General features: G+C 56.8%; 26 protein-coding genes. 2 read left to right on the top strand and 24 right to left on the bottom strand.

Annotated elements, in window-relative coordinates:
- Window positions 1-349: 349 nt before the first annotated feature.
- From B9A14_RS17410 to B9A14_RS07680, 18 genes are all read right to left on the bottom strand, one after another.
- The gene (locus tag B9A14_RS17410; protein ID WP_422938472.1) at window positions 350-2,578 is read right to left on the bottom strand and encodes an RCC1 domain-containing protein; all 2,229 of its coding nucleotides are present in this window, start codon (window positions 2,576-2,578) and stop codon (window positions 350-352) included.
- A gap of 269 nt (window positions 2,579-2,847) precedes the next feature.
- Window positions 2,848-3,042, bottom strand: coding sequence for a hypothetical protein (locus tag B9A14_RS07760; protein ID WP_084665146.1), 195 nt, complete (start codon window positions 3,040-3,042; stop codon window positions 2,848-2,850).
- Window positions 3,039-3,830: a hypothetical protein gene (locus B9A14_RS07755; RefSeq protein ID WP_157109848.1), complete on the bottom strand. Its 792-nt coding sequence runs from the start codon at window positions 3,828-3,830 to the stop codon at window positions 3,039-3,041. The genes B9A14_RS07760 and B9A14_RS07755 overlap by 4 nt, the downstream gene beginning before the upstream one ends.
- 53 nt (window positions 3,831-3,883) lie before the next feature.
- Window positions 3,884-4,894 (bottom strand): glycosyltransferase family protein, encoded by a 1,011-nt coding sequence (locus B9A14_RS07750; RefSeq protein ID WP_172839087.1) that lies wholly within the window; start codon window positions 4,892-4,894, stop codon window positions 3,884-3,886.
- A gap of 59 nt (window positions 4,895-4,953) precedes the next feature.
- Window positions 4,954-5,565 carry a class I SAM-dependent methyltransferase gene (locus B9A14_RS07745; protein ID WP_084665143.1) on the bottom strand — a complete coding sequence of 204 codons (612 nt, stop codon included), beginning with the start codon at window positions 5,563-5,565 and terminating at the stop codon, window positions 4,954-4,956.
- On the bottom strand, window positions 5,553-6,278 hold the full coding sequence (locus B9A14_RS07740; protein ID WP_231968008.1) for a dolichyl-phosphate beta-glucosyltransferase: 726 nt from the start codon (window positions 6,276-6,278) through the stop codon (window positions 5,553-5,555). Before B9A14_RS07740 ends, B9A14_RS07745 begins: the two co-directional genes overlap by 13 nt.
- Before the next feature lie 94 nt (window positions 6,279-6,372).
- Entirely contained in the window at window positions 6,373-7,773 is a 1,401-nt protein-coding gene (locus B9A14_RS07735) for a hypothetical protein (RefSeq protein ID WP_084665141.1), read from the bottom strand.
- A 74-nt stretch (window positions 7,774-7,847) separates the two neighbouring features.
- Window positions 7,848-8,492 (bottom strand): hypothetical protein, encoded by a 645-nt coding sequence (locus tag B9A14_RS07730; RefSeq protein ID WP_084665140.1) that lies wholly within the window; start codon window positions 8,490-8,492, stop codon window positions 7,848-7,850.
- On the bottom strand, window positions 8,473-8,883 hold the full coding sequence (locus B9A14_RS07725; protein ID WP_084665139.1) for a hypothetical protein: 411 nt from the start codon (window positions 8,881-8,883) through the stop codon (window positions 8,473-8,475). The genes B9A14_RS07730 and B9A14_RS07725 overlap by 20 nt, the downstream gene beginning before the upstream one ends.
- Window positions 8,884-8,903: 20 nt before the next feature.
- A complete protein-coding gene (locus B9A14_RS07720) occupies window positions 8,904-9,089 on the bottom strand; it encodes a hypothetical protein (RefSeq protein ID WP_084665138.1) in 186 nt (61 codons plus the stop codon).
- 60 nt (window positions 9,090-9,149) lie between these two features.
- Window positions 9,150-9,389, bottom strand: a complete 240-nt coding sequence (locus tag B9A14_RS07715) for a hypothetical protein (RefSeq protein WP_084665137.1) — start codon at window positions 9,387-9,389, stop codon at window positions 9,150-9,152.
- A 15-nt stretch (window positions 9,390-9,404) separates the two neighbouring features.
- Window positions 9,405-9,941, bottom strand: coding sequence for a hypothetical protein (locus tag B9A14_RS07710; RefSeq protein ID WP_084665136.1), 537 nt, complete (start codon window positions 9,939-9,941; stop codon window positions 9,405-9,407).
- A 259-nt stretch (window positions 9,942-10,200) separates the two neighbouring features.
- Window positions 10,201-10,929: a type II secretion system F family protein gene (locus tag B9A14_RS07705; RefSeq protein WP_157109846.1), complete on the bottom strand. Its 729-nt coding sequence runs from the start codon at window positions 10,927-10,929 to the stop codon at window positions 10,201-10,203.
- A 176-nt stretch (window positions 10,930-11,105) separates the two neighbouring features.
- Window positions 11,106-12,458 carry an ATPase, T2SS/T4P/T4SS family gene (locus B9A14_RS07700; RefSeq protein ID WP_084665134.1) on the bottom strand — a complete coding sequence of 451 codons (1,353 nt, stop codon included), beginning with the start codon at window positions 12,456-12,458 and terminating at the stop codon, window positions 11,106-11,108.
- Window positions 12,403-13,179 carry a Flp pilus assembly protein CpaB gene (gene cpaB, locus B9A14_RS07695; RefSeq protein WP_172839086.1) on the bottom strand — a complete coding sequence of 259 codons (777 nt, stop codon included), beginning with the start codon at window positions 13,177-13,179 and terminating at the stop codon, window positions 12,403-12,405. The genes B9A14_RS07700 and cpaB overlap by 56 nt, the downstream gene beginning before the upstream one ends.
- 1 nt (window position 13,180) lies before the next feature.
- A complete protein-coding gene (locus B9A14_RS07690) occupies window positions 13,181-13,738 on the bottom strand; it encodes a prepilin peptidase (RefSeq protein ID WP_084665132.1) in 558 nt (185 codons plus the stop codon).
- Window positions 13,739-13,796: 58 nt separating this feature from the next.
- Window positions 13,797-14,090, bottom strand: a complete 294-nt coding sequence (locus B9A14_RS18260) for a prepilin peptidase (protein ID WP_084665131.1) — start codon at window positions 14,088-14,090, stop codon at window positions 13,797-13,799.
- Between the two features lie 10 nt (window positions 14,091-14,100).
- Window positions 14,101-14,616 carry a prepilin peptidase gene (locus B9A14_RS07680; protein WP_084665130.1) on the bottom strand — a complete coding sequence of 172 codons (516 nt, stop codon included), beginning with the start codon at window positions 14,614-14,616 and terminating at the stop codon, window positions 14,101-14,103.
- A gap of 305 nt (window positions 14,617-14,921) precedes the next feature.
- On the opposite strand from B9A14_RS07680, the gene B9A14_RS07675 reads away from it, so the two are divergent.
- Both B9A14_RS07675 and B9A14_RS07670 read left to right on the top strand, forming a co-directional pair.
- Complete coding sequence (locus B9A14_RS07675) at window positions 14,922-15,581, top strand: IS607 family transposase (protein WP_084665129.1); 660 nt, start codon at window positions 14,922-14,924, stop codon at window positions 15,579-15,581.
- A 58-nt stretch (window positions 15,582-15,639) separates the two neighbouring features.
- Window positions 15,640-16,965, top strand: coding sequence for a zinc ribbon domain-containing protein (locus tag B9A14_RS07670; RefSeq protein ID WP_172839208.1), 1,326 nt, complete (start codon window positions 15,640-15,642; stop codon window positions 16,963-16,965).
- A gap of 753 nt (window positions 16,966-17,718) precedes the next feature.
- Here the strand turns inward: B9A14_RS07670 and B9A14_RS07660 are convergent.
- The 6 genes from B9A14_RS07660 to B9A14_RS07635 all read right to left on the bottom strand — a co-directional run bounded on the left by B9A14_RS07660 (window position 17,719) and on the right by B9A14_RS07635 (window position 24,268).
- Window positions 17,719-17,883 (bottom strand): Flp family type IVb pilin, encoded by a 165-nt coding sequence (locus tag B9A14_RS07660; RefSeq protein ID WP_084665126.1) that lies wholly within the window; start codon window positions 17,881-17,883, stop codon window positions 17,719-17,721.
- Between the two features lie 27 nt (window positions 17,884-17,910).
- The gene (locus B9A14_RS07655) at window positions 17,911-18,687 is read right to left on the bottom strand and encodes a type II secretion system F family protein (protein WP_172839085.1); all 777 of its coding nucleotides are present in this window, start codon (window positions 18,685-18,687) and stop codon (window positions 17,911-17,913) included.
- A gap of 193 nt (window positions 18,688-18,880) precedes the next feature.
- Entirely contained in the window at window positions 18,881-20,821 is a 1,941-nt protein-coding gene (locus tag B9A14_RS07650; RefSeq protein ID WP_084665124.1) for a hypothetical protein, read from the bottom strand.
- 33 nt (window positions 20,822-20,854) lie between these two features.
- On the bottom strand, window positions 20,855-21,865 hold the full coding sequence (locus tag B9A14_RS07645; protein ID WP_084665123.1) for an S-layer homology domain-containing protein: 1,011 nt from the start codon (window positions 21,863-21,865) through the stop codon (window positions 20,855-20,857).
- Window positions 21,866-22,007: 142 nt separating this feature from the next.
- A complete protein-coding gene (locus B9A14_RS07640) occupies window positions 22,008-22,910 on the bottom strand; it encodes a type II secretion system F family protein (protein ID WP_084665122.1) in 903 nt (300 codons plus the stop codon).
- On the bottom strand, window positions 22,907-24,268 hold the full coding sequence (locus B9A14_RS07635) for a TadA family conjugal transfer-associated ATPase (protein WP_084665121.1): 1,362 nt from the start codon (window positions 24,266-24,268) through the stop codon (window positions 22,907-22,909). The genes B9A14_RS07640 and B9A14_RS07635 overlap by 4 nt, the downstream gene beginning before the upstream one ends.
- Window positions 24,269-24,281 lie beyond the last annotated feature (13 nt).

The raw sequence follows: 24,281 nt of genomic DNA, 5'->3' as shown, positions 1-24,281 counted from the left end.
ACATATCGAAAAGTCGAAGCATAATGGTAAGCACACACCCACAAAGGTTCAGCGTTGGGATTCGGAGGAAAGTAGGGAGAAGTATCCCATACTTGATCCGCAACTGGCGAACTATACGTAACGGATGTTGCCGCAACTGCCGTTTTAGGCTCCAACCCCCATGCCGTTACAAAAGATAAAATCAAACACGTTACAAGAAAAAGCGTACGCATACCACTTTTGGTCATCTTTTATCACCTCCATACAAAAACAATTAATTCCCAAACGATAAACCTGGCACCAAAAAATATCTCTTACACCTTAACGCAACCCCTCCAACCTGAAAAACCGTCGCAGATCTGAGGCAAAACTAAATGCGAAATATCGTTATGGTAGCCGAAGACACGTTGCCCACTTGGTCTTTTACATTCACTGTTATACTATTTGCTCCAGGACTGAGACCAGGAATACTTATGGTTCCACCAGTTAACGAGAACCAAGAAGAGGGAATGCCTCCGTTTATCTGGTACTGGTAATAAAGCTGACCGGGCAGGTTGTCGGTAACATTGATTTCCAAAATAGCAGTACCACTCGGATCACTAGTAGCCGTAGCCCCTCTGAACCCCCGCAGCTTAAGGATACTTGGGGATACCTGGTCCACCACTATGATTAACTCCCTGTAGTCGGTATTACCGTCCTTTTCGGCCTCTATCCTCACCAGGTTAGCGCCTATCCCCTTGGCCAGAACCACAGTTTCCACAACTCCGGATCCGTTGCGGGTGTACCAACCCAGCCATGAACCATTGCCCGGGTCATATCGCAGGTGATAAGTTCCGCTCAGAACAAAAGAAATCTCAATGGAGACTATGTCACTATTCACGTACCATACCTCTCTGCCGTTCACCTCATAAGCGACCCCGCCGAGAACGTTAATTTCGCTAATCAGCGGACCACCCTGGGCAGCTGTGACCTGCACAGGTACTTCGCTCGTCTTCCCACCGTAACTAACTGTGATAGCAGCACTGCCGACCTCAACCGCTGATATCAGCCCGGAAGAAGATACCGTTGCTACCGATGGGTTGCTGGAGCTGTAAGACGCCGAACCGGTCACATCCTGGCTAGAACCGTCCGAGTAGTTCGCCGTTACCGTCAACTGCTGCGTTCCGCCCTTCGGGAGAGTCACAGAAGACGGGGTTATCGTAAGGCTGTCTACCACCGCTGCGGTCACCGTAACGGGTACTTGGGTTGACAAACTCCCGTAGCTTACCGTGATAGCGGTGCTTCCTGTGTTCACCGCCGTGACCAGACCGGAAGAAGACACGCTCGCTACCGAGGGGTTCATGGAGCTATAAGTGGCCGAACTTGTAACGTCCTGGCTCGAACCATCTGAATAGTTCGCCACCACTGTGAGTTGTTGCGTCCTGCCCTTCGGGAGGTTCACCGGAGAAGGCGTTACCGTGATACTCGTTATCCAGGGTCCAAGATTTAAATTCAACACCTGTACCGGAGTAGTCCTATTCGTTGTAGTTCCGTCACCCAGCTGGCCATAGCCATTTTGCCCCCACGCCCACACGGTACCGTCGGATTTTAAAGCAAGAGAATGGTTGCTGCCACCCGCTACAGCCACCACACCAGAAAGGCCCTGAACCTGAACCGGCGTGTAACGACTGATCGTCGTGCCATCGCCGAGTTGCCCAGCGCCGTTATATCCCCACGCCCACACGGTACCGTCGGATTTCAAAGCAAGAGAATGATTGCCGCCACCCGCTATAGCCACTACGCCGGAGAGGTTCCAGACCTGAACCGGCGTAAGACGGTTGGTCGTCGTACCGTCTCCTAGCTGACCATAGGCGTTTGCTCCCCACGCCCATACGGTGCCGTCAGATTTCAAAGCAAGAGAATGATTGCCATGCGTCGCAATAGCCACCACGCTGGATTGAAGGTTCTGGTTCTGGACCTGAACCGGCGTATAACGGTTGGTCGTCGTGCCATCGCCTAGCTGGCCCTGGCCATTGTATCCCCATGCGCATACCGTGCCATCAGATTTTAAAGCAAGAGAATAAGAACCCCCAGCCGCTATAGCTACAACGTTAGAAAGCCCCTGAACCTGAACCGGCGTATAACGGTTGGTTGTCGTGCCATCTCCTAGTTGGCCATAGTAATTGTATCCCCATGCCCATACGGTGCCGTCAGATTTTAAAGCAAGAGAATGACTACCAAGAGCAGCCGCTATAGCCACCACGCCAGAAAGGCCCTGAACCTGCACCGGCGTATAACGGTTGGCCGTTGTGCCGTCGCCCAACTGGCCATAATTATTTGCCCCCCACGCCCACACCGTGCCATCAGATTTCAAGGCAAGAGAATGACCACCACCAGCCGCTACAGCCACAACGTCAGAAAGGCCCTGAACCTGAACTGGCGTATAACGGTTGGTTGTCGTGCCGTCTCCTAGCTGGCCATAGGAATTTTGCCCCCACGCCCAAACGGTGCCGTCAGACTTTAGTGCGAGAGAATGGTAGGTTCCAGCCGATATCATCGGCTGAACTACCGAAGCATAGGCCATTTGCAAGCTAACAATAGAAAAACAGTTGAGCACCATAAAGAGCGCGAGCAATACCGCAATGCTCACCTTCGTGACCTTTCTGGACAACCCATGCATATAATTCACTCCTTTCCCAAAAATAACCCAAGAAACAAAGGGCCGTGTTGCCCACAGTACCCCCTGCGTCACCACGGTCCTCCTGCAAAGTTAACTACCCCAACTCCCTATACTACTTAAGCACCTTGCCATTATTGAACGGTCATCTCAGTGATAGTGCCAGTGTAGCCAGCCTTCAGCTAGGTAATCTGTTCAGTGACATAGGACAGCTACAAAGGCGTTATTATTGCCTTCATATCATCAGCTACAGCGCCACTACTCTGGAAACGATCGGCGCTAACTTGCAACCCAGAAAAATACCAGCAAAAAGCAACAGTTGCGTTCAAAGTTTTAGATCTGTGCAGAGCATACATGAAAGCCACTCCTTTTTGCATAATTTTTTCATGCTTTTTCCACTTTTTCACACTTTAGCTATTTCAACCATCCTCCACCCGACTACCGTACGGTACGCGGTAACCGCTACCCGGACGTCCCTGCCTCCCACACGGTAACGGGCTTCCACGACCATAAGCTTTCCCCTGCGGCCGATAACCCTGAAACTCACCTCCTCTACCCGGTCTACGATTTTCCCTCTGCCCAGCACCGGCTCTGCCTTCAGGTGCTCCCTCAAAGCCGGCCCTGCCAGCCAACGGGCCGCCTCTTTATAACGCCCCATGGCGAGGTCATCCATGTAACCCTTGAATATTGCCTCCACCTCATACAAGTCCTCTTTCTTTTGATTGCCAACCCAACTCCCTTCTATTCGCGGACCTATCTCCCTAAAAGAATAAACCTTCCACACCCCGCCTTCCTTCAACAGTCCCAACTCATACCATCCTACGTCTGCAGTGCCATCCTTCAAGGTAAGTTCTACCACTGCCTCTACCCTGGCCCAGGCATCAGACAAAGCCACAACTTCAGCCTTCACTTCCTCTACCTTAGCTGCTAAGTCTTTGTCCTCCAGCCTAGAAGCAAACTCTGCAACTCTGCCTAAAGACATCTGTCGGGCAACAGCAACCTCACCCTCGGCCACGGCGCGAAGATAAGCCTCGGCCGTGACAGACGCGCCACCCGCCTTCAAACGGAAAGTAACCCCGGGTACCATGAGGACAATGACAACAAGTATGGTGCCTACGACGACAATTGATGAAACTCGACCTGTTACATTGGCCCTGCTGTTATTGCAACTGATGCGAAATAACCCCGTCCACACGCGGCAACACTCCTTTCAACACCGCAAGCCGCCTCAGGGTCCGCAGCTTGTGGTTAAAAAACAAAGCACTTATACGCCACGAGGAGCGAAACAAACAAAGCCACCGCGGCCGAACCCGCGACTGCCGAGACAACCCAGGCAGCAGTACGGCAAGCCCTTGCCAACCCCAAGTACGCACCAGGCCAAACACAAGCATATCGGAGCAGTGCGTGGGTCGCGTGCATGTAGCCAGGTTTCGTGATAGGGAAGGAGAGCACAAAAATGACGTATAGAGCGCCAGGAACCGCAACGTCTGGCACCACCATTCCGGCCCCTAACCACAACCAACCCAGCAAATTGAGACATACAACTGTAGCCATCCCGGGATCGAACGCCCCCGACAGGAGCCGGGTCACATCGTGTAAAGTACCCCATAAGGGGAACATCAGACGGCGCGAAAAAATGGCTTCGCTCACGACCGAATTCATAAATGGATTCCCGAAAACAATAAACTGGTAAAACGGGTACAAAGCAGCTAGCCCCAAAGCCAACGCTGCCGCACCAAGCTCCGCACGACCCCTCCTGTGCAGAGCGCTCAAGCACAGTGCTCCGACCAGCGCCCAGCCAGGCGGCCTGCTCAGCGCCCCCAATCCCGCCACAAATCCCGCTGAAAACCACTTTTTCTCTCTAAGAAACAAGAGAAACCAGGCGGCCAGGCAGAAAAACAGCGATTCCGCGTAGGCTGCCGAAAAGACGATCCCGATGGGAGAAACGCAAGCCAGCAACACGGCCCTTCTTCGCCCCAGCCTGTAAATGGCAGCGAGCCCCGTAAAAAAACAGATGTTTGATATGGTGACTGCTGAAGCCGCCGTTCCCCCTGAGAGCCGGATCAGCAACGGGTACAGAGGAAACCAGGGTGTTTCCTCCAAAGAGTACCCTTCCTGAGCTATCCTCAAGTAGTGCACTGCGTCGTAGAAAAACAGAACGTTTAACAGCCCCTTGTCCAGAGGGCCTTGGGTTTCCGCATACCCTGGTGGTGCTGGGGGTTCCTCATGGGCGTAGAAGATGGCATAAGCTACTCCCACCACGAAAAGACGAGAAATGATGTAGCAAGCAAGGCAAAAAGCAAGTGGCTCCCAGCGGCTTAAGGGTATTTGCTCACAACGATCACCTCCGTCAAACCGAAGGGGAGCCCTAATGCCGCATCAGCCAGCAAAACTATCTCTGCTAGTCGGTCCAAAATCCCGGGTAGCCTTGCCGAGCCGCTGCAACCGAGTTTCCGTATCACCCAGACTGCAGGCTGCAGAAGCGAAACAAAATACTTCTCGGCAACAACTCGAAAACCACACTCTCCCAACATGCGCCTAAGCTCTTTCTTCCGATAGCGCCGGAAGTGGCCGCACATTTCATCGTGTGCCGACCAAAGTGCTGGATGAAGCGGGACAGAAACAAACAGCAACCCACCCCACTTCAGAACCCTCCAGGCCTCCTCCACTGCCTTCCGGTCGTCTACCAGGTGTTCCAGCACATCCAGGAGGCACACACCATCGAAAGACCCGTTCGCAAACGGCAGTTCCTCAGCTCGACCCGCCACCACCGCTATGCCTTTCGCTAGGGCTCTCCTCAGTAAAACCGGATCCAACTCTACGCCTTTCCAACAGTACTGCGGCAATTCCTCTGCGAGCCAACCATCTCCACAACCTACGTCCAAAATCTGTGAACCAGATGGCATGTGACGGGAAATTAGCCCGGCCAAAAAGTGTCTCCTTGCACGGAAGTACCAATTGTTTCCAGCAAAGAGGCGCCTGCGAAACTCCGCCGGATCTTGACTGCTTCCACAAACATTCTCCACCCATCCCTTAACATCCTCACCTTCGAACCTGGCATGTCGTACCACTCCACGCCTACCTCCTCTACCTTTAACCCCATCTCACGAGCCAGTACCAGAACCTCCACGTCAAAACAATATCCGCTGCACTTTGCATGAGAAAAAAGCGCCCTTGCGACATGCCCCCGAAACAGTTTGAACCCGCACTGGGTATCGCGGTAGGGAAGCCCAGTAATCGACCGAACCATCAAGTTAAACACTTTTCCCGCCAGCTTCCGCCTGAAAGAAGCCCTACATACCTTAGCACCAGTCGCCTCACGGGAACCGATAGCGATATCCGCACCTCTTGCCAGCGCTGCCTCCAGCTTCGGAAATTCCGAAATAGGAGCTGCCAAATCCGCGTCTGTTAGCAGTACCGGATCCCCGGTGGACGCCATCACACCGGACTTTACTGCTGCACCTTTGCCCAGGTTGCATGAGTGCTGCACCACGCGGCAACCAAAGCTTCTAGCGATCTGTGCTGTACGGTCATAGGAGCCATCGTCTACCACAACGATTTCGTACCGCTGGCCAGAAAAGTACACCCGCAATGCTTTCAACGTGCCCGCCAGGCGGCCTTCCTCATTGTAAGCTGGTATCACTATGCTCAACAATGAGAATCCCCCCCCTAATAAAAAACAAAAGGCCGGACAAAATGCCGACCAGCAAGACTCCAAAGCAAGATCTTCTAGTGTCCTAATCTGAGCGAATAGCTGGTACCGGCTCATACACCACGGCGACTTCATCCCAATATATTCTCTTCCAGTAACGCGATTCTTCCAGTACACGGTCAACGAAAGAGCCCCTGATCACCAGCGCGGCTTCCGCTCCGGTTTCCACGATACACCGTCCCACTTCTTCAGTGTCCGGAAGTTGCATGTAAGTACTAAAAATCCGCTTGTACCTGTAAAGGTCAGCTCTCCCGTCTATGTAAACGGGAATCTCTTTGAAAATCAGGTATCCTCCCCAGGCATAATCGTTAAAGATCCTCTGATATCCCCGTGCCTTCACAAACTCCGCCGCGGCTACGGGAAAACGTCCCTTTTCCGCCACCTGTTCTAAACTGCTGGGAACGCCCCTAGCAACTACCACAAAAACCGACCAGGCCACGAGAAGCGCGACAACTATTCTTAAAAGCTGTTCCCGGACCCTGACCTCCAAAACGCCCGCAAAGGCCATAGTGCTCAAAACCGCATAAGGCATATATATCCTGGATCTCAGGGCCATCACCCAGAAACCTGCCGCCCTCCAGAAGGCCAGCGTGTTAGCTTTCCCCTGCGCAACACCGATAAACAGCACAAAAACGCAGGCCAGAAAAGCCCCCGCCAGCACATAATCACCGAAGAAAAATGGCATCCACTCGGCTATATGTTTCCGGTACTCACCAGACAACAGCCCCTCCCGAACGGCGTACCCCCACAAGGCCAGCCCGTGAGGGTTCAATAGCGTCCCGGCACTGGCCCCCAGGAAAGCCCAAACCAATTTTCGTGCTTTTACACTCTCCCCAATAAACCTCCACCACACTGCTTCTGCCAACAATAGCAAGGGTAGCATAACAGCCGAAGAGTGGACATTGCTCCATATTATAGCCAGAAAAAAAACCCGTACGATTTCTTTTTTTCCCCAAGCCTCCCGGAAAGAAAGCAGTAGATATACCGAAAAGAGAATGTAAACTCCTGCCTGGGGCCACGGTTTAAGCCACACCACCAGCAAAAGAGGTGCAAAGCTCCCAGCCAGTGAAGCTACCGCCGGGCTTTCCACTCGACCTACCAGGGCTCCCCGCAATACAAGCCCGCAGGTCACAGCAGAAACCAACACAAGAAGCCAGAGCCCCCAGAACCCCGATTTACAGTACAGCGTATACATGAGGGCTTCCCACAGCCACTCGTGGGCCGTCCAGGGCTGGCCGTAAGCCGTCCACGAATAAACATCTGATACCGGCACAGACCGATTCCGAACTATCCACTCCCCTACCTTCAGGTGCCAGAACACATCAGGGTCAGCGGTCCACATCTGACAAACCCCGGCAAACAGGGCACCTGCCAAGACCGCACCTATCCCTTGTAGCCTGTTGGACCCTAATACCCTACCGGACACTGTACATCCCCCACTGATATACCAGCCGCGCCAGGAACGCGGATGCCCTACTTGTCAACGTGACATGCAAAAACCTACCGTACAGAGCATGTTCCCTCCACGCAGACTATCCGCGCGGCCGCCCACCTCACGGTCCGCAATGTTCCCACACCCAAAATCTTCTTTGCTTCCGCTTCAACCACGGCCACCGCCCCAGGACTTGGCAGCGTCACCATCCTGCCTCCCGCGCTACCCCACAGGATGTCAGCCGGCGTAACCGTAAAGGTAGCGGGGAAACCCGAATAGGGGAAACCATATTCAGTCCCCACAGCGCCGTCAAAGCGGAACGCCTTCGCACCGGGGGCATTTTCGAAAACATAATCATCGTACCCGTTGTACACGACCAGGGTATACCGCACCGAAGCGTAGGACAACCCTGGCAGGGGAACCATTGTATTCGGGTCGAAACCCAAATTTTTGGCAAGAATCTCACGGAAGGCGGCGTGCGCCCGCTCCGCGTTTATTCGCGGATGGCCGCTGGCCTGCGAAGCTGGCGTCACCTGCATGGCGGCCGCCTTCACGGCAAACGCTACAGCTTCCTGCAGGTCCACGTCCGAAACGGTCACCGCCGTATTAAGGTTGACCATCCCCTCCATAGCCAGCAGCAGCATCGGTACTAGCAGAAGGAACACCATCAGCACCGCGAAGCCCCGGTTGTCCTTAAGGATTCGTCCTCTCACTGAGCACGCTCCCTCCCACCTTTATCCTGAAAGTGTCAGGCGCTGCAGACGCCCCGATCAGCAGTCCCACCGTCAGGGGCCTCCAGGGCGGCTTCACGGTGACAGTAAAGTTTATCCTGCTGGCGTCCGGGTTCAGCACGTTGCGTAGCACCCTGCTGTCGCCCCGCGACTCCCGGGGACACTGTATGTCTTCTACGGTCATTCCCACAGACGCATATTTGGAAATCATTTCCGCTTCGTCTGCGGAAGTCAGATACCCCTCTATTCTGACCCTCTCCAAATAGTAATGCATGATGTGTTCCGCTATTTTGTGCTGGGCCAGCACAATGTAATAGTCAACCCCTGCGAAAATCATGAAAAAGACAACAATGGCAACCAGTAAAAAGTCCACCACGCCACCCCGGCAATCATTCAGTAACCGGAACCCGCAATGTTTGTTATCCTGCTCAGTACGGTATCGTGGGCAGCGGCCAGAGCAGGCATCACCACCTTTAATACCATGACGGTCAAAAGTCCTATCCCGCCCGTCAGGACCAGCAGTTCCGTAGTGGCGATCCCGCGGTTTTGGTGCAAAAGCTTTGCGAAAAAAACCAGCATGTTCAAACCACCTCCTGAAACTCAGTAGAAATAAAGTAAGGCAAGGGGATATCCCTTGCCTTACCATGATGGGTTGTTACTACCCACGGCATTGTTGACTTTGCTTCCAATCGTGTCTGCTGCAGCCTTCGTGTAATTCTTTAAATTCTGCCACGTAGCAAGCGCCAGTATAGCTAGAAGAGCGGCGACGATGAGAGCCTCCGCTGTGGTGATGCCGCGGTTGTCCCGGAAAAGCCTCACAAACTTCGCTACTAGGCCCCGCACCCTGTTCACCTCCTTTCTTTGGGATCTCAGTTCCATTTTTGTCTCACCTCCTCATTGCAGAGTACTGAACATTTTCAACATAACAACCAGCCTGTAGGCCAGAGGGCCCACAAGCAGGCTGCTTACGGCTATCAGCGGCAGACCCCGGTACACAGCAAAATATATAGGCTTGCTAACCACGCGCAGTTCCGAAAGGCTGCGCCGCAGCTCTTCCAGACTGCGGCTTTCTTCCTGGAGGGCGCTTCGGCTCATGGACATGCCCGCTTCTTCTGCATGCACCAGCACCGAGGACAGCAGTGCTGCCTCCGGCAGGTTCACTTCGCGGGCGAACTCTTCGAGCGCTCTCACCCTGTCCCGTGAATATCGGGCCAGGCACCTCTCTACGTGGGCTCGCAAGGAAGGAGTGGCAATAGACCCGAGCCGCAGCGCCTGGGGAATGGTGTAACCTACAAGAGTAAAAAAGTCCACGGCTTCGTACAGGATGGCCACTTCCCGGAGGAGGCGCAGCCGCCGCGTCTCCCTTATGTTGCTGTATACCAGCCATCCCCCGAGGGCACCCGCACATGCCCCTATCCCAAGGGAACTCATGAAAGCCGGGGACCCCCAGGTCGAGACCGCCGCGACGCACATCCCGACTCCGCCGCCTATAAGAAAAGGCATGTTGCTTCCTGAAACGGCAGGAAATCGACGTGAACTCACAAAGCCAATAACGTTTCTTCTCAAACCAGCAACGTGCTTATCCAGGAACCGCACCCGGACGGGCACAACCAGAGACCTCGCACAGAGCAGCACCGCTGCTCCGATGGCTACCCATGTTCCTATGAGAAAGCAGACCAACAGCAACTGCCTAACCATCGTCCACTCCTCCGATAACTATATCCAGCAGACTACCCACAACAGCAGAGAAAAGACAGAGGGCAATCACGCCTTTACCCGCCGCCGTTGCATGAAAGAATTCGCTTGCTTCAGGCACTGTCCGCACCACTATAAAGTAGACCGGGACAACAGCAAGGTTGAGGATGAGAGCCAGGGCCCTATCTACCGAAATTTCGAGCCTGTTTTTCCGCACCAGATCCTGCTGTGCCGTAATCCGTGCCGCGAGCCTACTAAAGAGGGGTTTCACGGCCTCATCTTCGAAAGACAGCCGCACTAACTGCGCGAACATTTTGCCATATTCTCCACCGAGTTCCCGCCCCATGTTTATCAGTGCCACGTCAACGTCTTCGGAATTCCTGGCGGCAGTCAGGCCGGATACCGTCCTGCGGAGGATACCTCCCACAGGGTCGGGTAATTTAGCCGCCGTTGCCGCCAGGGCCTTCACCGGATGAGGCGTGTCGGAATACTCAGCACTGAAAACGCGTACTGCCGCCCCCAGCTGTTCAATGACTTTTTCCCTCCTTGCCCTCCTCCGCAGCCTGCGGACCTGCTCGGGGAAGACGACACCGCCCGCGGCCAGGATAATACCGGCCAGAGGGTTGCGCAGGTAAAAAATTCCAAACCACAGGCCGCAGGCGGAACACAGGCCCAGCAAGATCAGATACGGCAGGTTCGATACGCTGAAAATACTTTCGCGCATGCCCCTACCGGCGCGAACGGACCACCTTTCAAGTACGCTCGACAAACCGACACCAGTAGCGGCCAGCCTCCGCAAGCGCGCACGCAGGGCTTCCTTCCCGGACAGCCTGAAGAGCAGCAGCGTAAAGGAACCTGCAGCGGATGCGAGGCCGCAAACAAAAGCAAGAAGCGCCGCCGTTACGAGCACCGCCTATACACCTCTTCCAGCATCTCACGGCTTACGCCGTACTTGTTCAGGCGTAATATGAGCTCTTCGCTCGGACGCTCCACAAGCTGCCAGTTGCCCTCGAGGTAGTCGCTTCCGGACGGAACCCACCGCAAGAGGTCGCGGTAGATCACAGGGGTTCCCGGAATCAGTTCGGTAATCGCCTCCAGTTTCATAACCCCGCGAGTGGAATCGCCGAACATTTTCACCACCACGTTGAAGGCGGAAGCCACCATCTCTTCAGCAGCATCCCTGGGCAGGTTCAGCCCCTCCCTTAGCAGCATCCTCGCCGTACCCGACACGAACAGGCGGGCGGAATTAAAGTGGGCGGTAGTGATCGAACCATCATGTCCGCGCTCGCAGGCCTGCACGGCCTCGGATGCCTCGCCTTCTCCCCGGAACTCCCCTACGATTATTACCGTCGGCGAATACCTCAGCACCACGCGGAAGATGCTCTTTAAAGTGCGGCCTATTTCTGCATGTTCCTCCAGCTCTATCACGTTCCGGTCCGGGTAATTACGGGCAAGCTGGAGTTCCCGGTCGGTCTCCAGCACGACTATCCTCGCGCGCCGGTCGAATTCCCCGCACAGAGTGCGCACCAGCGTCGTCTTTCCGCTACCCACGCCGCCGATGACAGCTATGTTCGCCCGACCCTTAACCAGCAGCCTCAGCAGGTCGCGCCCTTTTTCGTCCAGTACTCCCCGAGATATCATTTCCTCGAAGGAAACAACGCGACGAAGGTGCTTACGCAGCGTACAGGTCACGTGCTCGGACACCGGCGGACAGGTAGCAGTTATCCTGGTACCGTCCTTGCGCATAGACTCCACCGTGGGGTTAGACCTGTTGAGCGCCACACCCCGGTCGTGCATGACCAGCCTGGCAATGAGGTTCATAACGTGGTCATCGTCCCGGAACCGCACTCCGGGTACATACTCCAATCTCAAGTTTTTGAGCACGTAAACCCTGTCGGGTGCGTTTACCTGGATTTCGTTCACTTCCGGATCGCAGTATATTTCCTCCAGGGGCCCGAGGCCCCACAGTTCACGGTATATTTCATAAGCCGCCAGCTGCATATCCATTTCTTTGATCTCTATCCCCCTGTCCGACAGAAAGGAAACCAGCAGGGAGATCACTGTCTCGCGACTGCCCGGCACGCCCGCCATGGCGTCCTCTGCTGCCCTCCTGTTGCGTGCCGCCTCTTCTTCCCCCAAGACCTCCGGGTCCATGAACTCGCTCTGCACTAGACGCAGACCTTCCTCAAAGGTCATCTTACCGGCGCGCTCCCGCCGGAGATTCTGTTTCAGTGTTCCCCTTGAGATTTGCATTTGCACTTATCCCTCCCGCATTGCTGCTGATGAATTTTTTCGCAAGCACAACAAACTGGGACTTGGGCGAGGCGCCACCAATAACCTTCTGCACTTCCTCAGTCCGCACTGCCAACACCGCCACGGCCGGCGGGTTGGATGGAGAAGACTGCACGACCCCTCCAATGGCCTGCTGTACCAGCCCTCCCTGGGGCAGCACAGTGCGGCCGGAACTATCACGTACGTCTAGCACTACGGCATCGGTCGCAACCAGCACCCACCTCTCCGGCTGGCCCGGGTCCGGCACCCACCACACATCCACCAGGTCGCCCGCCACTAGGATCCCGCCCACACAGCGCGCCACGTCAATACTAACGGCCACCACTTGTCGTCCCGTCACGAAAGAAGGATCGGCCAACCGTTCCTTCCTTATCTGCTCTCCGCGGTAAAGGGGGCTCAAAGCCACTCTCCCCACAACTTCTCTCGGATCGCGCACGGCGCCGGCTTCTTCAGCCCCTTTTATTACATCCCGCCACGTGATGTCACCGGGTGAAATGACCGTGTACGGCGCAATATCCCTGGCGGGCACCGGCACCCTGACCGTCTCGTGCTGCGTTTTGGCGTACCCAAGCAAAAACCGGGCGCTGCCCAGAGCCACAGCGAGGCCGACAACTATCGCAACTATTAAAGGCACCTGATTTCTAAACGCATAAAATTTGGGCGACTTCACACTGAAACGCAACTTAAACACCCCCACACCAAAAGATGATCCATGCCATCAACGCCATAAACACGCAAAACGGCACCGCTTCCGCCGGTATATTTTTCGACTGGGTCCCCGCTACGACCGGCACCAGTACTGAACCCCTCACGTTATAGGCGACCCTAAGCCACAGCCCCGTTAGAAAAGTCACAAGCCACGCACGGAACCTGCCCCGGCGCAGCTTCAACAAAATGCCCCACGCAGCCCCCAGGATTGCGGCCCAAAACAGAATGCGGACCAGCCCAGCCGGGCCAAACCACACCCCTAATGCCGCGGCATACTTCAGGTCTCCCCCGCCCGCAAGGTTCATCAGGCACGGCCCAATTAACAAGATAAACCCCAGTCCAGCTCCCAGAAGGGCATCGGACAGCACCCCGGCGTGCGCTGACCACAAGAGACCTGACAGCAAAATAAACATAACCACTTTGTCTGAGACCTCAAAGTACCTGGCATCAGTATAGATAACGACCAGAGAGGGCAAGAGACAGCCAATTAAATATGCCCAACGAGCATCCACACCCGTTTTCCCCTCCTTCATCTTGCTACAATGTTCTCGGTATACGGTGGCCGCAGCCAGGGCCCTCTCGGGAAAAATGTCACCAGAGTGTCATTAACATTACACAGAACAGCAACCCCCACGCCAGCTCATTCAAAGGATAGACCGGGCTGATCCTCACCCCGCAGCAGCGGGCCCTTCCCCTGAGCACAACCCATCCCAGTATCGGCACCAGTTCCAGCAACCCCACTGTCCTGCCACAACCATCACAGAAAGATCTTGAAGGCCGCCACACAGACATGCCGCGGGCTAGCCGGTACGCCAGCATGTTTAGCCAGCTGCCAGTGAGCGCCCCATACAAGAATGCAACTCCAACCCAGAAAGCTTTCAACATCCTCACCCCGCTAACGCTGGGTGCCAACTGCCATCCCGAGCATGCGAACAATCATGACGCTTCCGGCAACCAGCGCGATCGCACTTACCATGGGAACGCATGCCGGACATTTCAACCCATTCTCGCTTGTATCCGGCACCTCCGCCCATACGCCTGCGCTTACTCTCTTCAGCCACGAGCCCAGTTCCCCGGCGCGCTGCAGCCTGATAACCCCCCATGCCGCTCCGGCAGCGAAGCTAACCGCCACTATCACAGCGTACACCGACCCATTAAACCATCCCGTAAGGGCCAGCATGGTTAGCAAGTCTCCCTCCGCCATGCCACGGCGCAAATAAAGCGGCACACACAGCACGACGGTCACCAGGGGTACTGCAAGACTATACCATTCGCGCAACAATGCTACCCTTACGAAACCAAGACAGAAAAGCACTGCCACCGGTAATACCGGTACCTCCATCCTCCTGGCGTCCGACCAGCCGGCCCAAGCCAGGCAGACTATGGCTGCGGCATAAAGCACGTACTGCACGCCACATACCCCCTCCGATTCACTACTTTTGAACAGCTATCCAGACCACCCATACAGCACCAGAAACAACCAGCGCGCTCAGGACCAATTGGAACCATCGCGACACCAAGATGGAGCCTGCTAGCAGAACTAGCAATCCTACCACACTCGCTACAATGCGCTTCACTGACGACATTAAAGCACCCACGAATATATCCGTTACGTCCTGGGAGGTAACAACAGTTTTTTCCGGGTTAACTATTAGACAATAGTTGTATTGTCAAATGGCACTATCTGATATACACTGATATCAGGTGGTGCTACACATGAGGCTATATACCATCCGTGAATTTGCCGAGAAACTTGGAGTAAGCGTATCTACACTACGTGCATGGGACCGGGAAGGCAAGCTGGTGGCCCTGAGGACGCCCACTGGCAAGCGCCGGTACACCGAAGAGATGCTGTACCGCGCGTTGGGTTTAAAAAAGCGGGAAGAGCCCAAAAAGGTTGTGCTTTACGCCAGGGTTTCTTCGGCGGGGCAGAAGTCCGACCTGGAGAACCAGCTGAACTATCTCAAGGAATTTGCCGCCGGGAGAGGGATACCAATCGATGAGATACTCACAGATGTCGGTTCTGCCCTCAACTACCGGCGCAAAAATTTTTTAAAGCTCTGCGGGATGGTGACGCGGGGAGAAGTCAAGACTGTTATCGTTGCCTATAAGGACCGTTTGGTGCGGTTTGGGTTTGAGTTTTTCGAAGACCTGTTTGCCAAGTTCGGCTGCGAGATACTGGTAGTCAACCGGGCGGAGGACGCGTCCCCGGCACAGGAGTTAGCAGAAGACCTTATAAGCATTGTGCAGCACTTTGCGGCCAAGCTTTACGGCCAGCGGACTTACAAGGCACGCAAGCTGGTAAAAAAGGTGCGGGAGGCGATAGCTGGTGCAGCGGACCGTAAGGCAGAAGAGCCTGCCCCTGAACAGCGGTAAGTGGGCGAAGCTGGTGGAGACCGCTGAGGCGTATGCCCGGCAGAAGGACGCCTTTCTGGTGGAGTACGCGCATATCAAATACCTGCACTATCTCGGGGACAAGCGCTCCCTCCGTGATGAGCTGGTTTCCCGCGGCTTTACCAGCCCGTTCGGGCTGCAGGCCCGCATGTGGAAGCTTGCGCTGGAGGACGCCCTCTACACACTCGAGAGGCAGTGGGAGGCCGCCATAGAGGCGGTAAAGGACCTGGTCGCCCGTCATGAAGGGCTCACGGGGGAAGAGAAGCACTATGCCTTCTGGCTGCTGTACAAGCCCCCGAAGGGGGGCCGTGACTGGAGAAGGATACAGGCTATTTTCACCGGGGAGGACGTGACGGGGGAGAACATAGACCTGGACGCCTCCGGGAGGAGCAGGGTGCGGAAATACCTCAGGCGTGTTTTCCGGCGTGTTTTGGGGAGGAGGCCCCGGGTGAGGAAGGCGCGGAGCTTTGCGGTGGACCAGCAGATGTACCGGGTCTTCAGCACGGAAGACCGGCAGTACATAGCCGTGGCCACCCTTACTCCCGGGGAGCGGGTGGTCGTCCCGCTGGCGGGAATACATGCGGTAGATGGCAACCTGAGGATAGTGCTTTTGCCCGATGAGCGGGCGGTAGAAGTACACATAAGCCGGGACCCGCGGGTGTACCCTCCCGGAGAGGAAGAAGTGGGCATAGACTTGGGCATAACGGAAGTGTTTACCGACGACGCTGGCAGGAAGTACCGGCCGGAGTACGGCGTAGCCCTCCAGGAGATGTCGGACTGCATACTGGACAAGGGAAGGAAGCGACAGAAGCTGTGGGCGCTCTACCGGAGGTACCTGGAAGAGGACCCGGCAAGGGCGCGGCGCATAAGGAAGAACAACCTGGGCTTTGCCAAGCAGAGGAGGAAGCACGGGAAGTACAGGCGCAGGTGCGAGAACGAGATCAACCGTGCCTTCAATGAGCTCTTTAAGGTGCGCAGGCCCAAGGTGATAGCCTACGAAGACCTGTCGCACCTGCGTGGCAAGGCGAAGAGCAAAGGTCTTTCCAGGAAGGTCAGTCTGTGGATGCGCCGCATAACTAAAGAGCACCTGGAATACAAGAGCTACGTTAACTCGGTGGCGGACCCGGGTCCGGTGAATGCGGCCTATGCCAGCCAGGAGTGCCCGGTGTGCCACTGGGTGGACCCGCTGAACCGGGACGGGGACGTTTTCAAGTGCCGCAAGTGCGGCTTTACAGCTGATGCGGACCAGGTCAATGCCATAAACGTGAAGGGCAGGCTGCACGATGAAGAGATAACGAGGTACACGCCTTACAGGGAGGTCAAAGAAATACTCCTGCGCCGCTATTACGAAAAGAACGCAGTTTAACAGTATTTGTTCTGCCCCGGGTGTCCACGGGGCGTGGGAGGTAGGGGAGGCCCGGCGGGAGAAAGTGCTGGTGGAACGTGTGCTGGCTGGCGGTGGGCGCACGCGAAGGCAGGCTTTAACGATGAGGGGCCTTTAAGGGCCCTGAGCACCGCCGGGTGCCCTGCTGGGAGTGCATGCGCAGCGGCACGCTGGCAGTGGTGCCAACCTTTCCTAAATCCTCTCCGGGTGGGAGCCCTGCAGGCGGGCGTTCGGACCACTCCGCCGTTTGGAAGGCACGTGTTCACTGGGGAGGACGGTGGCCTTCGGGCTGCCGGTTGATGCCCCTGGGGGCACGTGTGCGACTGTTTCGGGCGGGACTCCAGAAGCCGCGGTCCACCTGTTTTGCCAGCCGTACAGGTGGGGATATAACCCGGCCTCTCGGAGAGCGTGAACTTCGGGCCTGCTTTGTTGCCGGGTTGCTATCTTTTGATAGAATCTGGTACCAAAAGTGAAACAGAGCAACGATTATCCCCTCCGATCCAGTGACATCGGGGTGCGATGACTCCTCGTGCGACGAGACACAGGAGACTGAAACAGCCACGCCGGAAAACCGCTATTTTCTACCGCGCGGGCTCGCCTCATCGTCCATTACCCTGAAAAGGCAAGTCCCTGCTAGGAAGCACACGCACCTGCTGGTCTACGCTGAGGCTAGCAGGCCAACAAAAAAGCGCACCCGCGAACAACAGGTGCGCTTTCCAATAGTAAACTCACCTCTTAACGGAGCTGGCTGAGCTTGTTTATTATCGTTTGAAACACTTCATTTAGTTTGCCTCCCAACGCCATGACCATTCCAAACACGAAAATAGCAATGCCTACACCGAGCAGTGCGTATTCAACCATAGTCATTCCCCGTACCTTCCACCTCACCTGTCCCAGCACCGGAGTTCACCTCCTTTCCGCAACCATCTATGTGTGTAGTACAACGGATAACTTGACAATCGCCGGGAAAAAGAGCATCAAAAGCAGCGGCAGAATAAAAAACAGCATCATGGGAACAATCACTGCCACCTGCGCCCTTCCCAGCTTTTCTTCGGCCCGAGCCCTCCGCATCTGGTACACCTGAGCCGCCATATCCCGCAACGCCTCAGCTATGGGGACACCGAACCGCTCGGCTGAGCGTATGCACCGCACCACTTCTGAAATTTCCGCCACACCGCACCTTTCCGCCATCGCTTCCAGGGCCTCACCCCGGCGTTTGCCGGACGCTATTTCAATAAACGTACGCTTCACTTCCAACCCCAGCTCTCCGCCTATCCTCTCGCCGACCTCCTTAAGCGCCTCGTTTATCCCCACGCCACCGGCGGCCAAAACGGCGGACAACAGCACGGCAAAATCCGGGGCCGCCTTTTCTATCTCCGCACGCCTTCGCTTGAGCCGGGCGTCCAGCCACACCTCGGGCAAAACGTACCCAATACCCGACGACAGGACGCTCCACGCAGGGGACCGGCCCGAAACTACCGCTAGGGTCACTACAAACAGAACCATACCCAGCAACCCGGCCAGCTTCAGCGCCAAAAAGTCGGCGGCATCCATGTGGTAAATTCCAGCCTGAATAAGCCGTTGCCTGGTCCTGAGCCTCACGTCATCTGGGAACACCACCAGCACGGCTGGCCCAAAGGTGTGAGCCAGGAAGGACACCGCAGCACTCCTGCTCTCCGATACACTACTCTGCAACCGTTCCACGGACAGCTTCGCCAGAGAAAACCTGCCCCTGACCCGCGCGTCAAGATAGGCACCCCCGAGAAAAACCGCACCTGCAGTCAGTATCCCCGCAAAGAAAGCCGCATCAGCCATCCCAGTTGTCCTACCTCCTTTCAATTAAGATAAGCACGGGCCGCACAACCGAAACCCCGTGCGGCCCGTGCCCGGCAGGCCTCTAGCTTATCAGTCTTACAAATATCCCCCTGTCCTCAGGTTCCGGCAGGTCGAGCTCCTCCACCGTCACGCTGACCCTGCCGCGGTTGTTCCCCGGTACGCAGTCCTCCACTCCCCGCGGCCACGCCTCACCGGTGAACACCACGGTCCCGTTCCCCGTCAAAGTATAAGTGGCCTCCAGGGACGCCTTACCCCCTTTCGGGAGGCTCAGCACCCACGTCTTGGTGCCCCCCGCACCGGAAGTCAGCTTCACATCAACCGGAACCTCACGGCTGGGACCGTCGTAGCCCCGTCTGACCACCACAAATACCGTCACGCTGCCGCCGCTGTCCACCCCTACCTCGTCAGCCCATACTTCCACCGATATGTCCGTGCAGGGATATACCGGCTCCACCCTGGCAACCGCCCTGTTGTCGCTCCAGTCCGCATCCTCAGAAGTGTCCACCGGGTTGACCTTCGCTACCACTTCGCTCGCGCTCTCCTGTACATGCACCCTCACCCTGTACCGGTACTCCTGCCCTGGCTGAAACTCCACCGGACCGCCCGGGTCAGGTGCACCGTCCAGGGGTTCTAAAGCAACAGGATGCTCACCACCAGCTACGTGGAATGCCCTTAGGAGCCCCTTCCACGGTACGGGGTACTCAGGTTTGAGACCATAGGTAACCGTAAACGACACTTCCTCCCCAGGTTCGCCTTCCGCGCGGTCGGGCTCTATCCTGGCGTAGAAGTCCGGCGGGACCGGCTTCACCACCACATCAACATCATTGTCCTTATAATCTTCTTCAAACACGCCTAGCGAAAAAATACCGACCCGCACCCTATAAGGCCTGTCCTCTATCTTGAACTTAAGGGTGACCGGCACCTTCCCCCACGCAGGCACCTGTAGCCCTTCCCTTACTTTCGTGTACGCCTGCTCGCCTTCACGCATAGTCCCTACATTAAAGTTCAACGGATAACTATATTCGCACGTGACTGTAAATTGGGCCTCCTTTTCTTCGCCTGGAACACCCACCACCTCGGTAGGCCCTTCCAGCTTAAGGTTGGCCCAGGGCGTGATAGCCCCGATAAAGCCCGGGACCATCCCGGGGCTGGTTTCCAGATGCTGCGCCCAGTCCTTGCCACGGTAGAACCCCTTCCCGTCGGGAGAGGGTTCGTCGTAGTAAGGGGTTATCTCCGCGGCCACCGCCCAGTTCCCCGACTGCGGCCCGGGGTTCAGGAGCAGGTGGTAGTAGTAGGTCGCACCCCGCTTGAAGGCGTCCAGGGCGCGGTAGTACTTCCTGTTGCTCCCGTCCGCAGACGGGATCCGGCCGTTATCAGCGTTCGGGTCGTCGCTGGCCAAATAAACCTTCCACTTCTCGGCCAGCGCCTCATTCATGCCTGCGGCCTGCGCCAGGAAGTCTTCACGCGAGGGGAGCGGCACCGAAACGTAGAACGCGCTGGACGCGTCCGAGGCCCAGACGGTCCCGCCCTCTATGACTCTCACCTGCGGCCTAATGTGGACCCACTGCGACAGTTTTTCCTGGTATTCTTCCAAGCCCCCCGCTGGCACAAGGATCTCCTTGTCGCCGGAAGGAGGAGCCGGACTCATCCCGGGGTCGATGGGGATGTAAAGCTGGTTCAGGCCGAAGCGCGTCTCTTCTCTGGCCCATCCCGGCTTGGTCCAGAGCTCGCCCCACACCAGGTCCACGTCCCTGAACTTAAGTGCCAGAGGCCATGCTCCCTGGCCTTTGGTTATCTCCAGGGAGCCGGGGTTGTACAGGAGTACCGGCACCGCGCGGACGTACCAGGTGACGCCCTCCTCGCTCCGCGGTGCCCGGCTGTCGCGGGGGTCGCCTTGACTTGCCCCGCCCCCTCCCTCAAAAGCCAAGGCTGGGGTCACCGTCATAAGCAACAGAAAAAAGGACAAAAAGAGAAAAGCCCCGAAAAAGGCTTTTCTACGCATGGAGCACCACTCCTTTTTGAAAGTTATTTTTGTTTACCAACCAACGCTCTTGACCATTTTCCACTCCGTCATATTTTGCGGGGAACTGCTTTGGGTCATCATCCACCGGCCGTCTATCTTCTTGAAACGGGAAACGACATAACCCTTGTAGCCCTTCTCGTTCTCAATATCGCTGACTACATAAGCAATGGAATTATGCTTTTCAGCTATCCGTGCCTCTTTCAAAATAATCCGCACATTCTTCCTCCCGTTGTCCTTATTCGCGTACATGAACTTCCGCTCGCCCTCGAAGTACGTCCTGGTGACCCGTTTATAGGGCAACTTGTCGTAGAAGCTCAGGTCCACGTTGCGACGAGTCTCGAAATCCACAATGTTGGCGTTAACATCTTCCAAGGCTTCCTTCCGGGCCTGGATCAGCTCTTCGTCGGTCGGCAAATTCGTGTCCACGCTCCTCGCTACCCGGAAGAGCAGCACCGCGGCCTGCGCCCGGTTCAGGTATTGATCGGCGCCGAGCACCCCGGCGGACACGCCCTTCACCAAACCCGCGCGGGCAGCCCTGAGGGCGTCTTCGTCGTAGGTGTCGCTAAACGCCGCACCCAAATCCTTCTCCGGCAGGTTGTACACCTTGGCCAGCCTGCCGAGCCACTGGGCCATCTCAAGCCGCGTTATCGGGGCGTTCCAATCGCCGCCCTTGTCGGGGATGACGCCCAGCTTCACCAGGCCGTCCACGGCAGAGTCGTACCAGTTCGGGCCTGGGTCGCCGGACACGTCAATGCACCGGGCCAGCACAGCCGCGAACTCCGCGCGGGTTATGTCGTTGCCCAGACGTAGGGTGCTGTCCGGATAGCCCTTGTACAGCTCAAAGTCGATGGCCTCTATGATGTCGTTCTTGCCCCAGGCAAAGTCGGTCTCAATGCTGTCCTTATCGACAAAGCGGTACTCCATCTCGGCCAGCGCCGGAATAGCAGGGAAAATAAGCACTGATATTACCAATGCCACTATAGTTAACACACCAAAGCCTAGAAGCGTGAATTTCTTGCCCATAGCACCACTCCTCCTCAGATTTTATTGTTTTTCCTCCAAAAGCAACAGGTCGCTTGTCCTGCTACCACTATTCTAATTAGAAACCTGAATTCCATCAATTGTCAGTTTTGCACCACCTCCTTTTACTTCTTTTCCAATTTCCCTAAACATCCTCAATGCTGAGCAACCTCCGCACAATAAGCCATCCCGCGCCGAACATAACAAATGCCACGGCCAGGACTACCTGCCCGGCTGCCGTGGAAGTCAGGGGCTTCATATACTCCGGATTCATCAACCGGAAGATTATAAGGAAGCATAAGGGCACCGCGGCAAGCACGTTCCCCGCGGCCTTCGCCTGAGCGCACCTGGCCGCCACCTGGGCACGGAATATCTTGCGCTCCCTTATGGACTCGGCCACCTCCTCCAGGACCGTCACGAGTCTGGCCCCCGTGCGCAGGTTGACGGTTATGGCTGCAGTCACCAGCTCCATGTCCCGCGACCTGACCTTCCGCGCCGCCTTTTCCAGCGCCTCCGGCAGCGTGTCCCCCGTCCGGAGATAGCTAAGTGCGGCATCCAGGACTTCCTTCAGCGGGGGCGCTGCCTGCCGCGCCGCTTCCTCCACCGCCTGGATGGTGTCGGAACCCGCCTGCAGGCTCGCCACCATGGCGGACAACCCCTTCTCGAGCTGTTCGTCGAAAGCCCGGGCTCGGCCCTCTATCTTCCTGCGCAACCACCACCCGGGGACGAACAGGCCGGCGGCCGCACCGAACAGTGCAAACGGCAGGGCACCCGTGGCCGCAAGCCCCACGGCCGCCCCGGCCAGGATCCCCGCCAGGAGTACCGCCACCAGCTGTCCCGTACTGACCTCTATGCCGGCAGCTTCGGCTTCTGAAACCAGCCTGCCCAACATACCCGCCGGCCGCCTGCTGCTTTCCCTACCGCCCGCCGCAGCGGATGCCCGCACGGACCTCCAGTCCCGCTCCCGCTTCCTCCTGTGGACACCCGTCACGGCGAAGAAAACGGCGCCAAAAGACATCCAGAAAGCCAAAAAGAGGTAAACGCTCATTCGACGTTCACCCCCCAGCGTGCCAGCCTCGACCTGACCGCTTCGGTCAGGGAACCCACCCTCTGCCAGGTGCCGCTACCCCTGTCAAACTTCCAAAGCGGCTGCAGCAGGAACTCTCCGGGGCTGCCCGCATCGGAACCGAGCACCTCCGCAACCTCCACAATGCGCCTCCTGAACTCGCGGTCCTGTTCGACATGAACTACCAGATCCAGGGCGCTCCGGATCTGCTCGACAATGGCCTCATAGGGCAGACCCGTGTCCGCCATGAGGACCATGTTGACCATCCGCGCCAGGGCGTCCCTCACGCTGTTAGCGTGCAACGTCAGCAGGCTGCCGTCATGGCCCGTGTTCATGGCGTTAATCGCCAGGAACGCTTCCGGGCCCCTCACTTCTCCAACGATGATCCTGTCCGGGTGCATCCTCAAAGCGTCCATGAGGAGGGCCAGCATGGTCACCTCCCCCTTGCCTTCCGTGTTCGGGGGCCTGGCCTCCAGCCGCCGGACGCAGGGGTGGTCGAACTGCAGTTCCGCGGGGTCCTCGATGGTCACCAGCCACTCGTGCTTGGGGATAAAGCCCGCTAGCACGTTGCAAAGGGTGGTCTTGCCGGAAGCCGTACCGCCGGATACCACAATATTGAGCCTCCCCCTCACGCACTCGCCCAGCCAGTGCAGGAGTTCCCGTGAGACCGTACCCAGCTCTACCAGCTTTTCACCGGTGATGTCTTTCCTGAAGCGCCGGACGGTTATGGTGGTGCCGTCGACAGCCACCGGGGGAATGTGGGCCTTCAGCCGCGAGCCGTCAGGCAGCCTGGCATCGACCCTGGGGTTCGCCAGGTCAATCTGCCTGCCAGATCCCTCCAGCATCCGCTCGAGTACGGCACGGCAGTGTTCCTCGCTCTCAAAGCATTCCTCCTTGGGCAACCGTATCCTTTCACCTCCTCGCTCCAGCCAAACGTTGTCCCATCTCACGACGACGACCTCCATGACCATCGGGTCGGAGAAAAATCTCTCCAGGGGCCCGTACCCGAGACAGGCGCTGACCAGCCTGTCCACCACGCGGCGCCGCTGGCCCATGGTCACTTCCGGTTTCCTCCCCTGGTCGTCGCGGTAGGATGCCAGAAAATCCTCCACAAATAGTTCCATGGCACGCCTTATCCGTTCGCCCTGGGCTGGGTCACGCCATGAAGCCAGCTCCTGCAGCGTAAACTTTTGTCTGAGCATCCTGGAGCACGGCTCGCGCAGGAGGGAGTACAGCTCTTCGTCGCTCAAAGAAGGCGAACCCTCGCCGTATCCCCCCTGCTTCCACCCTTCCTCCAGCCTCCTCCGCAGGCTGTGTTGCTGTGAGAGAAAAAGGTTCACCGGTCACACCCCC

It is taken from the genome of Thermanaeromonas toyohensis ToBE (assembly GCF_900176005.1).
In the GTDB taxonomy this organism is placed as follows: Bacteria; Bacillota; DSM-521; order Neomoorellales; family Neomoorellaceae; genus Thermanaeromonas; species Thermanaeromonas toyohensis.
The sequence above is the reverse complement of the archived record's forward strand: the minus strand, read 5'-3'. Positions and strand labels throughout refer to the sequence as shown.